The organism is Pseudomonas sp. DF11, assembly GCF_058148565.1.
Genome location: NZ_JBYVYN010000010.1, coordinates 193,946 through 206,962, shown reverse-complemented (window position 1 = coordinate 206,962; position 13,017 = coordinate 193,946). Strand labels below are relative to the sequence as shown.

The following is a 13,017-nucleotide window of genomic DNA, read 5'->3' as shown; positions in this document are numbered from 1 at the left end:
GTCATATCGCAAACACCACGGGTGACCATATGCCTGACTCATCGCAACTCATTATCGGCGCCGACCTCAGCGGCCAGCCCATCGCCCAGGCCATGCGCCTGGCGAACCGTCATGGCCTGGTGGCGGGCGCCACCGGTACCGGCAAGACCGTCACCTTGCAGCGTCTGGCCGAGATGTTCAGCGATGCCGGCGTGGCGGTGTTCGCCGCGGATATCAAGGGTGACCTGTGTGGCCTCGGCGCCGCCGGCAACCCCCAGGGCAAGATCGCCGAGCGCATCGCCGGCATGCCTTGGCTCAATCACCAGCCCCGGGCTTATCCGGTGACCTTGTGGGATATCCACGGCCAGACCGGTCATCCGCTGCGCACCACCCTGAGTGAAATGGGCCCGTTGTTGATCGGCAGCCTGCTGGAATTGACGGACAGCCAGCAGTCGGCGCTCTACGCGGCGTTCAAGGTGGCCGACCGCGAAGGCCTGTTGTTGCTGGACCTCAAGGACCTCAAGGCGCTGCTCAATTACCTCAAGGACAACCCCGAGTTGCTGGGGGACGACGCGGCACTGATGACCACCGGTTCCAGCCAGGCCTTGTTGCGACGCTTGTCCACCCTGGAACAACAGGGCGCGGACGCGTTGTTCGGCGAGCCGGCCCTGCAACTGGAAGACATCCTGCAACCGGCCGGCGATGGTCGCGGTCGCATCCACTTGCTGGACGCCAGCCGCCTGGTCCATGAAGCGCCGAAGGTCTACGCGACGTTCCTGCTATGGCTGCTGGCGGAGTTGTTCGAGCAGTTGCCCGAGCGTGGTGATGCGGACAAGCCGCTGCTGGCGCTGTTCTTCGATGAAGCACATTTGCTGTTTGCCGGCACCCCCAAGGCCTTGCAGGAACGTTTGGAGCAAGTGGTGCGGCTGATCCGTTCCAAAGGCGTTGGGGTATATTTCGTGACCCAGTCGCCGGGGGATCTGCCAGACGACGTGTTGGCGCAGTTGGGGTTGCGCATCCAGCATGGCCTGCGAGCCTTTACCGCCAAGGAGCAGAAGTCGTTGCGGGCGGTGGCGGACGGTTTCCGGCCGAATCCGCAATTCGATGCCTTGGCGGTGCTCACTGAGTTGGGCATCGGTGAAGCCCTGGTGGGCACCTTGCAGGAAAAAGGTACGCCGGAAATGGTCCAGCGTGTGTTGGTGGCTCCCCCGCAATCGCGCATCGGGCCGCTGAGCGAGGCCGAGCGCGCCGGGCTGATCGCCAGTTCGCCGTTGCAAGGGCGCTACGACAAACCGATCGATCGCGAATCGGCCTATGAAGTGCTGATGGGGCGCAAGGGGCTGGAGCCGCAGGCCGAAGTGGCTCCAGGCAAACCGGCGGCCGAAGAACCGAGCTTCACCGAAAAGGCCGGGGAGTTTCTCGGCACGGCGGCCGGCCAGGCGCTTAAATCGGCGATGCGCCAAGCGGCCAATCAACTGGGTCGGCAACTGGTGCGTGGATTGATGGGGTCGTTGCTGGGGGGCAGCAAGCGCCGGTAGTCAAGACCGAGTCGCCCCCTTCGCGAGCAAGCCCGCTCCCACAGTAGATTTCTGCCAGACACGGAATGTGTGTCTGCCGCAGACCTACTGTGGGAGCGGGCTTGCTCGCGAAGACGGTTTAGCAGGCGAAAAATCTACCGACTGACCTGCCGCCATCGCGAGCAAATTCGCTCCCACAGAGGATTTGTGCCAGACACGGAATGCGTATCCGCCGCAGACCTACTGTGGGAGCGGGCTTGCTCGCGAAGGCGGTCTAGCAGGCGAAGAATAGGCCGACTGGCCTGGGGCTATCGCGAGCAGGCTCGCTCCCACAGGGGAATCTGTAGAGTGAAGGAAATGGTATTCACACCGAAGGTCCATTGTGGGAGCGAGCCTGCTCGCGATAGCGATTGAACAGGCGACGAAAATCTCAATCCTTGGGCCGCGCATGCGCCGCCAATCGCTCCAGCGCCGCCCGCAGGTTGGGATCGGTGATGCCGTCTGCCGTGGCCTGAATGGTCGCGGCGGCATCGCTGGACAAATCCAGCGTATGCCCCTTGGCGCCGACCTGGACGGTGGGCGGCTGGACCTTGAACAGAATCCGCGTCAGGTTGGCGAACTCTTCGAATGCCTGCAATTGGCGCAGCAGGCGTTTTTGCTGGTAGCGCAAACGCGTGGCCCAGTGGCCGTCGGTGACGATCAGCAGCAAGCTGCCTTCGCGCCAGGATGCCACGTGGCAATGCTCGCGGGCGGCCGGCTGTAGCTGGCTGTCGAGCAAGCGCTGCAAGTGACCCAGGCGTCTGGCGTGGCCAAAGATGGCTTTCAGCGGCTTGGCTTCGCGCAGCAGAACGGCGGGCGCCTTGGCTGGAAGAGGGCGGAAGGCCATGAACTAATTACCGCAAGTGACAGAGGCGCCATGGTAGCAGAAAGCGCCGGATGCGCCTCGACCCTCTCGCCCTGCGGCTTTTGGCTGCACAATCAAAGCGTAACTTCTGCGCTTTGTGGGTTGAAGTTCGTGTAAAAGCCCTTATTTTAGGGAGGCCCCGTCACAGCGCTGTGCCAGCATCGTGGAATAACGCCACTTTCCTCTCCATCGTTTCCGGGTAGAATGCTCGTTCGCATGCGGCCATGAGGGCTGCACGGGCGACTCATGGGGCCGCCCTCCATCCCTTTAGTGTGGAAGATCCTGCCGATATGTTTGCGCCTTTGTTAAAGAAACTTTTTGGAAGCAAGAACGAGCGTGAAATCAAGCGCATGCTCAAGACGGTACAGACTGTCAATGCCTTCGAAGAGCAAATGGTGGCCCTTTCGGACGATCAGTTACGCGCCAAGACTGCCGAATTCAAGGACCGCATCGCCAAGGGGGAAACCCTTGACCAGATCCTGCCCGAAGCCTTTGCGGTTGCCCGTGAAGCCGGCAAGCGGATCATGGGCATGCGCCACTTCGACGTTCAGTTGATCGGTGGCATGACCTTGCACGAAGGCAAGATCGCCGAAATGCGTACCGGTGAGGGCAAGACCCTCGTGGCGACCCTGGGTGTCTACCTCAACGCACTGTCCGGCAAGGGCGTGCACGTGGTGACGGTCAACGACTACCTGGCCCGCCGCGACGCCAACTGGATGCGCCCGCTCTACGAATTCCTCGGCCTGACCGTCGGCGTCGTCACGCCGTTCCAGCCGCCGGAAGAGAAGCGCGCCGCCTACGCTGCCGACATTACCTACGGCACCAACAACGAATTCGGTTTCGACTACCTGCGCGACAACATGGCGTTCAGCATGGAAGAAAAATTCCAGCGTGAACTCAACTTTGCCGTGATCGACGAAGTCGACTCCATCCTCATCGACGAAGCCCGTACCCCGCTGATCATTTCCGGTCAGGCCGAGGACAGCTCCAAGCTGTACATCGAGATCAACAAGTTGATCCCGCAGCTCAAGTTGCACGTCGAGGAAGTCGAAGGCGAAGTGACCCAGCCAGGGCACTACACCATCGACGAGAAGACCCGCCAGGTCGAGCTCAACGAGGCCGGTCACCAGTTCATCGAGGAAATGCTCACCCGCGTCGGCTTGCTGGCCGAAGGCGAGAGCCTCTACTCGGCCCATAACCTGGGCCTGCTGACCCACGTCTATGCTGGCCTGCGCGCCCACAAGCTGTTCCATCGCAACGTCGAATACATCGTCCAGGACGGCCAGGTCGTGCTGGTGGACGAACACACCGGCCGTACCATGCCGGGTCGTCGCTTGTCCGAAGGCCTGCACCAGGCCATCGAAGCCAAGGAAAACCTGAACATCCAGGCCGAGAGCCAGACCCTGGCTTCCACCACCTTTCAGAACTACTTCCGCCTGTACAACAAGCTGTCCGGCATGACCGGTACCGCTGACACCGAAGCGTTCGAATTCCACCAGATCTACGGCCTGCAAGTGGTGGTGATTCCACCGAACAAGCCGCTGGCCCGTAAAGACTACAACGACCTGGTGTTCCTGACCGCCGAAGAGAAGTACGCGGCGATCATCAACGACATCAAGGAAGGCATGGCCCAGGGCCGGCCGATCCTGGTGGGGACCGCCACCATCGAGACCTCCGAGCACATGTCCGCCTTGCTCAACAAGGAAGGCATCGAGCACAAGGTCCTCAACGCCAAGTTCCACGAGAAGGAAGCCGAGATCATCGCCCAGGCCGGTCGCCCGGGTGCGCTGACCATCGCCACCAACATGGCCGGTCGTGGTACCGACATCCTGTTGGGCGGCAACTGGGAAGTGGAAGTCGCCAGCCTGGAAAACCCGACCCCCGAGCAGATCGCACAGATCAAGGCCGACTGGCAGAAACGTCACCAGCAGGTACTGGAGTCCGGCGGTTTGCAGGTGATCGCTTCCGAGCGTCACGAATCGCGGCGTATCGACAACCAGCTGCGTGGCCGTGCCGGTCGCCAGGGTGACGCCGGTTCCAGCCGCTTCTACCTGTCCCTGGAAGACAGCCTGATGCGTATCTTCGCCTCTGACCGGGTGAAGAACTTCATGAAGGCCCTGGGCATGCAGCCAGGCGAGGCGATCGAGCACCGCATGGTGACCAACGCCATCGAGAAGGCCCAGCGCAAGGTCGAAGGCCGCAACTTCGATATCCGCAAGCAATTGCTCGAGTTCGACGACGTCAACAACGAACAGCGTAAAGTGATCTATCACATGCGTAACAGTTTGTTGGCCGCCGACAACATTGGCGAAACCATCGCTGACTTCCGCCAGGACGTGCTCAATGCCACCGTCAGCGCCCATATCCCGCCGCAGTCGCTGCCGGAACAGTGGGACGTCGCCGGCCTGGAAGCTGCCTTGCAGAGCGACTTCGGCGTGGCATTGCCGATCCAGCAGTGGCTCGACGAAGACGATCACCTGTACGAAGAAACCCTGCGCGAGAAATTGCTGGCCGAGCTGATTGCCGCCTATAACGAGAAGGAAGACCAGGCTGGCGCCGAAGCGCTGCGCTCCTTCGAGAAGCAGATTGTGCTGCGCGTGCTGGACGACCTGTGGAAAGACCACCTGTCGACCATGGACCACCTGCGTCACGGTATCCATTTGCGCGGTTACGCCCAGAAGAACCCGAAGCAGGAATACAAGCGCGAGTCCTACACGCTGTTCTCCGAATTGCTCGACTCGATCAAGCGCGACTCGATCCGTGTCCTGTCCCACGTTCAGGTGCGTCGCGAAGACCCGGTCGAGGAAGAAGCTCGCCTGCGTCAGGAAGCCGAAGCCCTGGCCGCACGGATGCAGTTCGAACACGCCGAAGCCCCGGGCCTGGAAGTGGTCGCCGAGGAGGGCGTCGACGTCGATGTCGCCCTGGCCACCGCGCCGGTGCGCAACGAACAGAAGCTGGGCCGTAACGAACTGTGCTATTGCGGTTCGGGCAAGAAATACAAGCATTGCCACGGGCAGATCCAATAAACCCGTTTCAACGCTGAACCCCCCGCGCCGCGACCGGCTATCTTGCCGTCGCGGCGTTTTGCCATTTTGATCCGCCGTTTCGATAACGACGGTGCCGATATACATCTATTTGAGGAGCGCATTCATGGCTGTTGGTCTTGGTCCGTTGCCAACGTTGCACCCGGTTGCCGGTTTTGAACTCGGTATCGCTTCGGCGGGCATCAAGCGCCCCGGGCGCAAGGACGTCGTGGTCATGCGTTGCGCCGAGGGCTCGACGGTCGCTGGCGTGTTCACCCTCAACGCTTTTTGTGCCGCGCCGGTCATCCTGGCCAAGCAACGCGTGCAGGGGCCGGTGCGTTACTTGCTGACCAACACCGGTAACGCCAACGCCGGCACCGGCGCGCCAGGCCTGGCCGCCGCCGAGCGCACCTGCGCCAAACTGGCCGAACTGACCGGTGTCGATGCCAGCCAGGTGCTGCCGTACTCCACCGGCGTGATCGGCGAGCCACTGCCGGTCGAGAAGATCGAAGGCGCGCTGCAGGCGGCGCTCGATGACCTGTCGGAAAACAACTGGGCCGCGGCCGCCACCGGCATCATGACCACCGATACCTTGCCCAAGGGCGCCAGCCGCCAGTTCCAGCATGACGGCGTGACCGTCACCGTCACCGGCATCAGCAAAGGCGCCGGCATGATCCGCCCGAACATGGCGACCATGCTCGGCTACATCGCCACCGACGCCAAGGTTTCCCGGCAAGTGCTGCAAGACCTGATGCTCGATGGTGCCAACAAGTCGTTCAACCGCATCACCATCGACGGCGACACATCCACCAACGACTGCTGCATGCTGATCGCCACTGGCAAGGCCAACTTGCCGGAAATTACCGAGGCCAGTGGTCCGCTGTTCGCCGCCCTGAAGCAGGCAGTGTTCGAAGTGTGCATGGAAGTGGCCCAGGCCATCGTGCGTGACGGCGAAGGCGCGACCAAGTTCGTGACCGTGCAGGTCAACGGTGGTGGCAATCACCAGGAATGCCTGGATGTCGGCTACACCGTGGCCCACTCGCCACTGATCAAGACCGCGCTGTTCGCCTCTGACCCCAACTGGGGCCGGATCCTCGCCGCCGTTGGCCGTGCTGGCGTGCCGGAGCTGGACGTGAGCAAGATCGATGTGTTCCTCGGTGATGTGTGCATCGCCAGCCAAGGCGCCCGTGCTGCCACTTACACTGAAGCCCAGGGCGCGGCGGTGATGCAGCAGGAAGAAATCACCATCCGTATCGAGTTGGGCCGGGGTGATTGCAGCGAAACCATCTGGACCACCGACCTGTCCCACGAGTACGTGAAGATCAACGCTGAGTACCGGACTTAATACGCTCGGGACCGAGTCGCTCCTATCGCGAGCAGGCTCGCTCCCACAGGGATTTGTTGAGTGGCATCGATAGTGGTCACTACACAGAACCACTGTGGGAGCGAGCCTGCTCGCGATGGCGCCAGTACAGACTCCAGAAAACCACAAGAAAGGAATCCTCATGAGCCTGCACCTGATCATCGGTGACAAAGATCTATCTTCCTGGTCCATGCGCGGTGCGCTGGCCCTGGCATTGACCGGCGCGAAGTACACCGAAGAGCTGGTCAGGCTCGACCAGCCCGACACCCGTGAGAAACTGCTCAAGCATTCGGCCACGGCCAAGGTCCCGTTGCTCAAGACCGAATTTGGCGTGATCGCCGATTCCCTGGCGATTGCCGAATACCTGGCCGAACAGTTTCCCGATGCCGGTCTCTGGCCCAAGGATGTGGCCGCCCGGGCTCAGGCACGCTCGGCCTGTGCGCAAATGCACAGCGGTTTTTTCGCTATCCGCAGCAACATGCCGTTTGACCTGTTGCGCGATGCGCCATTGTCGCCCGTGCCGGCTGACGTCCAGGCGGAAATCGAGCGGATGCTGGCGCTGTGGGGCGAATGCCGTGCCGTGGCGACCGAAGCCGGCCCCTACCTGTTTGGTCGCGTGAGCCTGGCCGATGCGTTTTTTGCCCCTATTGCCGTGCGCTTGCGCACTTATCAGGTGGCCCTGTCGGAGGTCGATGCGGCCTACGTCGAAACCCTTTATCAATGGCCGGCATTCAAGGCGTGGCAACAGGCCGGCCTGGAGGAAACTACGCGGTGAAACGAGTCCATGTGGCGGCGGCGGTCATTCGCGATGCCGCCGGCAAAATCCTGATCGCCCGACGGGCCGACACCCAGCATCAGGGCGGCCTGTGGGAATTCCCTGGTGGCAAGGTCGAGGCCGATGAGTCCGTCGAAACCGCCCTGGCCCGTGAACTTCATGAGGAACTGGGCATTGTCGTCGATGCTGCCCGGCCGTTGATCAAGGTGCGTCACGATTACCCGGACAAACAGGTATTGCTGGATGTCTGGGAAGTCTCGGCGTTCACCGGCCAGCCCCACGGTGCCGAAGGGCAGCCGTTGGCCTGGGTGACGGCCCGCGACCTGCCGAACCATGAGTTTCCGGCGGCCAATCAGCCGATTGTCGCGGCGGCTCGTTTACCGGGTGAATACCTGATTACCCCTGATGGCCTGGAGACGCCGGCCTTGCTGCGCGGCATGCAGAAGGCTATTGCCAACGGGATCAAGCTGGTCCAGCTACGTGCCCCCAGCGGCTACGACCCGCAGTACCGTGACCTGGCGGTGGATGCGGCGGGGTTGTGCGCCGGCAAGGCCCAACTGATGCTCAAGGGGCCGTTCGAATGGCTGGGGGATTTTCCCTCCGCGGGTTGGCACATCACGGCCGCGCAATTGCGCAAGCATGCTGCGGCCGGTCGACCGTTCGGCAAGGATCGCTGGCTGGCGGCCTCCTGTCATAACGCCGAGGAATTGGCCCTGGCGCAGCAGATGGACGTGGATTTCGTGACGCTCTCGCCGGTGCAACCGACCCAGACTCACCCTGATGCCCAGCCCTTGGGATGGGCAGAGGCCGCTCGGTTGATCGACGGTTTCAACAAACCGGTCTATCTGTTGGGTGGGGTAGGGCCTGGCGAACGGCAGAAGGCCTGGGAGGCTGGCGCGCAAGGTGTGGCGGGGATTCGGGCGTTTTGGCCTGGGGCTTGATTCTGTGGTGAATGGGCAGGCCTCATCGCGAGCAGGCTCGCTCCCACAGGGGGAACTCCGCAGAGCCAGTGTGGGAGCGAGCCTGCTCGCGATGGGGCCCTGACAGGCGACTCATTCAGCTCCCAGGCTTGGCCGCCGCCTCCCAAAGCACTTCCGCCACCCCTTGTCGCCGGGCAATGATCCGCGCCGCGACGAACAGCAAGTCCGACAACCGATTGATATAGGCCAACCCCGGCCCGGCCAATGGCTCCACGGCATTCAACTGCTGGCAACGGCGCTCGGCGCTGCGGGCCAGGCTGCGGCAGACGTGGGCCTGGGCTATCAACGTCGAGCCACCGGGCAGGATGAAGTTTTCCAGGGGGCCCAATTCCTCGTTCCACACATCGATCGCCGCTTCCAGCCGCTCGATTTCCGTCGCGTTCAAGGCCTGGTAGGCCGGCATCGCCAGTTCGCCACCCAAGTCGAACAGTCGATGCTGGCAAGGCCCCAGCACGTCGCTGACCTCCTTGAGCGCCGGGTATCGGGCCGTTTCAGCGGCGAGCCCGGCCAGCAACAGCCCCAGCTGACTGTTCAGCGTATCCACTTCGCCGATGGCCTCGACCCGTGGGTGGTCCTTTGCCACGCGGCGACCATCGCCCAACCCGGTTTCACCTTTGTCGCCGGTGCGGGTGTAAATCTTTGACAGGCGAAAGCCCATGCTCAGCGCTCCAGTTGTTTGTTTTCCTGCGCCACCATCGAGGTGCCCGCCAGGGGCAGGCGCAAGGTGAAGCAGGTGCCTTGGCCCGGCGCCGACTGCACTTCCATCTGGCCCTTGTGGTTATTGGTGATGATGAAGTACGAGACCGACAACCCGAGGCCCGTGCCCTGGCCGATCTCCTTGGTGGTGAAGAATGGCTCGAAGGTGCGCTTGCGCACGTTCTCGCTCATGCCGATGCCGTTGTCCTCGACCTGGATCTCCGCCCACGGCGGATTCAACCGCGTGCGCAGGATAATGCGCCCCGGTTCGCTGTCATCCTGGCGTTGATGGATCGCCTGGGCGGCGTTTTTCAGCAGGTTGAGCAACACTTGTTCCAGTTCGTTGGCGGTACCGGGCACCGGCCCCAGGTTCGGGTCGAACTGGCGGATGATCGCTTGGCCCTTGAAGTCGAAACCGATCGCCAAATCGAAGTCGTTACCGGCGATTTCCACCGCCTGGTCGATCAGCGCCGGTAGGTCACAGGGCGCCATCTGCCGTGTGCTGCGCCGGCTGAAGCTGAGCATGTGGGTGACGATTTTCGCGGCGCGGGCGCCGGCCTGCTGGATGCCGTCGAGCAACTGCGGAATTTCCCGGCCCTGGAGATAGCGATTGACTTCCTGCAACTCGATACCCAATTGCTCGGCCTGTTCGAGGTTCTTGGGCAATTCCGGCGACAGGCGTCGACGGATGTTTTGCACGTTGTGCAGGATGGCGCCCAAGGGGTTGTTGATCTCGTGGGCCATGCCCGCCGCGAGACCGCCGACCGAGAGCATTTTCTCCGATTGCACCATCATTTCTTCCAGCGACAGGCGTTGGGTGATGTCATCGATCCGGATCACCACGCCACGTCCGGCACCGCCCATCAACGGGTAGAACGTGAGGGCGTAATGCCGGGCTTCGTCGTCCTTGGTCCAGGTGACGCGCTCGATCTTGGCGACCGTATGTTGCTCGACGGTCTGCTTGAGCTGGGGCAAATACGGCTTGAGCGGTTCGAAAGCGAGGAAAATCGGCTGGTTCAAGGCCTCGTCCAGGCGCGTGCCGGAGAGGGCGCTGGCCTCCTGGTTCCATTGGGTGACGTAGAGCTGTTCGTCGAGGGCGATCAGCGCTGACGGCATGGAGTCGATGATGCTGTTGAGGTAGTTCTGGAAACCGGTGAGTTTCTTCTCGATCTTGCTGCGCACCTGGACTTCCAGTTCCAGCTTGCGATTGGTATGGCGGGTTTCTTCCGCCAGGCCCTGGGCCTGGTCATAGGCGGCCTGGGAGTCGTCTCGGGCACGCTTGAGTTGCTGCTCGCGGGCTTCGATGCGCGACAACATGGTGTTGAACGCCTCGGCCAGGCTGCCGATCTCATCGTGATTGCCGCGTGCGGCGCGCAGGGAGTAGTTCTCCTCGCGAGTGACCTGGCGCGAGAGTTCTTCGAGTTGATGAATCGGCTGGGTGATCAGGCGTTTGATCTGCTGGGCAATGATCAGCCACAGCAATACGCTGAAAATCAGGATGCCGAGGCTGGCGGTCAGGGTGCCGGTGTAGAACGCGGTTGGCAGTTCGCTGCTGGCCACCAGTAACAGATGACCCGGCAGCGTGCCGGGACGGGGCAGGGTGATGACCTGGTTGCTGCGAAACTCGTTCGCCTGCCAGGTTTGTATATTGCGGTAATGCTCCGGCAGCTTGAGCTTTTCGCCCTGCTGCAGTTGGGCCAGCCGTTCACCCTGGCCGTCGTACAGCGCCGCCGCCCGGAGCGGTGCGTAGCTGTTGAGCTCATCGAGCAGGCGCTGGGCACTTTGCGGCGATTGCAGGGCGTCGGAGATCAGGCTCGGGTTGGCGACCAGCCGGCCAATGGTCTGCAGGGCCTGGGGCGCCATGCTTTCCTGGGATATGTAGTAGGCGGCGCTGATAAAGGTCAGGTTGGCGACCAACAGGACAGTGGTCAACAACACCAACAGGGCGGCCAGCAGTTTCTGGCCGACCGGGAGATTTTCAAGGCGCTGGCGCAATGGCATCAGACTCGTCGCTTAGAAGGAACACGAGGGCCAGCGTAGCCGCTGCTCAGTCGCTGGGCAATCCGAGGTTGTGCAAGTGGACAATCAGTCGCTGGCGCAGTTGTTCCAGGTGCGGCACGGTCAGCTCGTGGCGTTGGGCGACCTTGCAGGCGTAACCGAGCAGGTAGCTGATTTCGGTGCGACGCCGATTGCTGACGTCCTGGTACATCGATGAGTAGTTGGCGGCGGTGGCCTGGATCACCCGTTCGACTTCCGACTGCAAGTCTTCGGCCGCCGCGGGCTGGCCGCAACGTTCGAGCAGGTCCGTGAGTTCCGCGCACAGGGTCGCCACTTCACAGCGGTGTTCCTGCAAGCCGCCGTTCTTGCAGTGGTGCAGCACCGTCAGCGGATTGATTGCACAGTTGAGCGCCAGTTTGCGCCAGAGTCGGGTGAGGATGTCGGCATTCCATGCGTGGGGAATGCCGGCGGCGGCCAGGTCGTCCAGCCAGAACGGTGCCACTGGATGAGCTGGGTCGCCGAGCCAGGTGTAGCCGTGGCCGGCGAATACCACGCGCCAGTCACCGTCGCGGAACGCGCCTTCGGTGCTGGAGGCGCTGATGCAACGGGCCTGGGGCACACAATTGGCCACTGTGTCCTGGCTGCCGAGGCCATTCTGCAACAGGATCAGTTCCGATTCGTCGCCCAGGCGATGGGCCACCGAGTTCACGGCCGCTTCCGCATCGTAGGCCTTGCAGGCCAACAGCAGCCGCTTGATCGGCTCCGGGCTGTCCGCTGTTTCACCCGGTATCGGGTAACACTGCGCCTGTCCCTGTTCCACCAGTGTCAGGCCACCGGCGCTTCGGTATGCCTGCAAGCGGACGTCGTTGCGCAGCACCAGCCGTACCGGCAACCCGGCCCGGGCCAGGCGCGTGGCCCACAATGTACCGAGACTGCCGGCGCCGAGGACATGCCAGGTGGTGGACATCAGTTTTTTACTCGGATTGGCGCAGGCATCGGAGGGCTCGCAGTGTCGGCAGGAAAAGAGCCGTTATAATGAGCCCGATTTTAACCACAAGCCAAGCGCGCGCCGTTATCACTGGCGCGCCTTTTTATTTGGAGAACACTACATGCCGTCATTCGACGTGGTATCCGAACTGGACAAACACGAAGTCACCAACGCGGTTGAAAACGCCGTCAAGGAACTCGACCGTCGTTATGACCTCAAGGGTAAGGGCAGCTTCGAGTTCAAGGAAAAGGACCTGACCGTGAACCTGACCGCCGAGGCCGAGTTCCAGCTGGAGGCGATGATCGAAATCCTCAAGCTGGCGCTGGTCAAGCGCAAGATCGACGTACAGTGCCTTGAGGTCAAGGACGCCTACGCCTCGGGCAAGCTGATGAAGCAGGAAGCCGTACTCAAGGAAGGCATCGACAAGGAGCTGGCGAAGAAAATCGTCGCCCACATCAAGGATGCCAAGCTCAAGGTGCAAGCCGCCATCCAGGGCGAGCAGGTGCGTGTTACCGGCAAGAAGCGTGACGACTTGCAGGAAGCCATTGCGGCGCTGCGGGGCAAGGAATTCGGCATGCCACTGCAGTTCAATAACTTCCGCGACTGACCCACATTTGTTGGTAGCCGTGGCGAGGGGATTTATCCCCGCTGGGCTGCGAAGCAGCTCCAGAACAGTCACTTCAATTTGTCTGATCCAACGAGTGGTCTGGTTTCAGGGCTGCTTCGCAGCCGGCGGGGATAAATCCCCTCGCCACAATGTGCTTCGATTGGTCTTTTTCGCGGTAACAGGAATA

10 protein-coding genes are annotated in these 13,017 nt (G+C 62.1%); 6 read left to right on the top strand and 4 right to left on the bottom strand.

Annotation, left to right across the window (positions count from 1 at the left end):
* The first annotated feature begins 29 nt into the window (after window positions 1-29).
* Window positions 30-1,517: a helicase HerA-like domain-containing protein gene (locus AC30D9_RS25480; RefSeq protein WP_490145102.1), complete on the top strand. Its 1,488-nt coding sequence runs from the start codon at window positions 30-32 to the stop codon at window positions 1,515-1,517.
* A 409-nt stretch (window positions 1,518-1,926) separates the two neighbouring features.
* Here AC30D9_RS25480 and AC30D9_RS25475 read toward each other — a convergent pair whose 3' ends face one another.
* Entirely contained in the window at window positions 1,927-2,382 is a 456-nt protein-coding gene (locus tag AC30D9_RS25475) for a DUF721 domain-containing protein (RefSeq protein WP_134925580.1), read from the bottom strand.
* 308 nt (window positions 2,383-2,690) lie between these two features.
* On the opposite strand from AC30D9_RS25475, the gene secA reads away from it, so the two are divergent.
* From secA to AC30D9_RS25455, 4 genes are all read left to right on the top strand, one after another.
* Complete coding sequence (gene secA / locus AC30D9_RS25470) at window positions 2,691-5,426, top strand: preprotein translocase subunit SecA (protein ID WP_490145101.1); 2,736 nt, start codon at window positions 2,691-2,693, stop codon at window positions 5,424-5,426.
* Window positions 5,427-5,550: 124 nt separating this feature from the next.
* Complete coding sequence (argJ, locus tag AC30D9_RS25465; RefSeq protein WP_134925578.1) at window positions 5,551-6,768, top strand: bifunctional glutamate N-acetyltransferase/amino-acid acetyltransferase ArgJ; 1,218 nt, start codon at window positions 5,551-5,553, stop codon at window positions 6,766-6,768.
* A gap of 160 nt (window positions 6,769-6,928) precedes the next feature.
* On the top strand, window positions 6,929-7,561 hold the full coding sequence (locus AC30D9_RS25460; protein WP_134925577.1) for a glutathione S-transferase family protein: 633 nt from the start codon (window positions 6,929-6,931) through the stop codon (window positions 7,559-7,561).
* Entirely contained in the window at window positions 7,558-8,502 is a 945-nt protein-coding gene (locus AC30D9_RS25455) for a Nudix family hydrolase (protein WP_307575568.1), read from the top strand. The genes AC30D9_RS25460 and AC30D9_RS25455 overlap by 4 nt, the downstream gene beginning before the upstream one ends.
* 115 nt (window positions 8,503-8,617) lie before the next feature.
* Here the strand turns inward: AC30D9_RS25455 and AC30D9_RS25450 are convergent, their stop codons facing one another.
* The 3 genes from AC30D9_RS25450 to AC30D9_RS25440 are packed head-to-tail and all read right to left on the bottom strand — an operon-like array spanning window position 8,618 to window position 12,202.
* Window positions 8,618-9,199 carry a cob(I)yrinic acid a,c-diamide adenosyltransferase gene (locus AC30D9_RS25450; RefSeq protein ID WP_307575566.1) on the bottom strand — a complete coding sequence of 194 codons (582 nt, stop codon included), beginning with the start codon at window positions 9,197-9,199 and terminating at the stop codon, window positions 8,618-8,620.
* 2 nt (window positions 9,200-9,201) lie between these two features.
* The gene (locus tag AC30D9_RS25445; protein ID WP_134925574.1) at window positions 9,202-11,238 is read right to left on the bottom strand and encodes a sensor histidine kinase; all 2,037 of its coding nucleotides are present in this window, start codon (window positions 11,236-11,238) and stop codon (window positions 9,202-9,204) included.
* Window positions 11,239-11,284: 46 nt separating this feature from the next.
* Window positions 11,285-12,202 (bottom strand): putative 2-dehydropantoate 2-reductase, encoded by a 918-nt coding sequence (locus tag AC30D9_RS25440; RefSeq protein WP_490145100.1) that lies wholly within the window; start codon window positions 12,200-12,202, stop codon window positions 11,285-11,287.
* Window positions 12,203-12,344: 142 nt separating this feature from the next.
* Here AC30D9_RS25440 and AC30D9_RS25435 point away from each other — a divergent pair, with 142 nt between their 5' ends.
* The gene (locus AC30D9_RS25435; protein WP_060740892.1) at window positions 12,345-12,830 is read left to right on the top strand and encodes a YajQ family cyclic di-GMP-binding protein; all 486 of its coding nucleotides are present in this window, start codon (window positions 12,345-12,347) and stop codon (window positions 12,828-12,830) included.
* Window positions 12,831-13,017 lie beyond the last annotated feature (187 nt).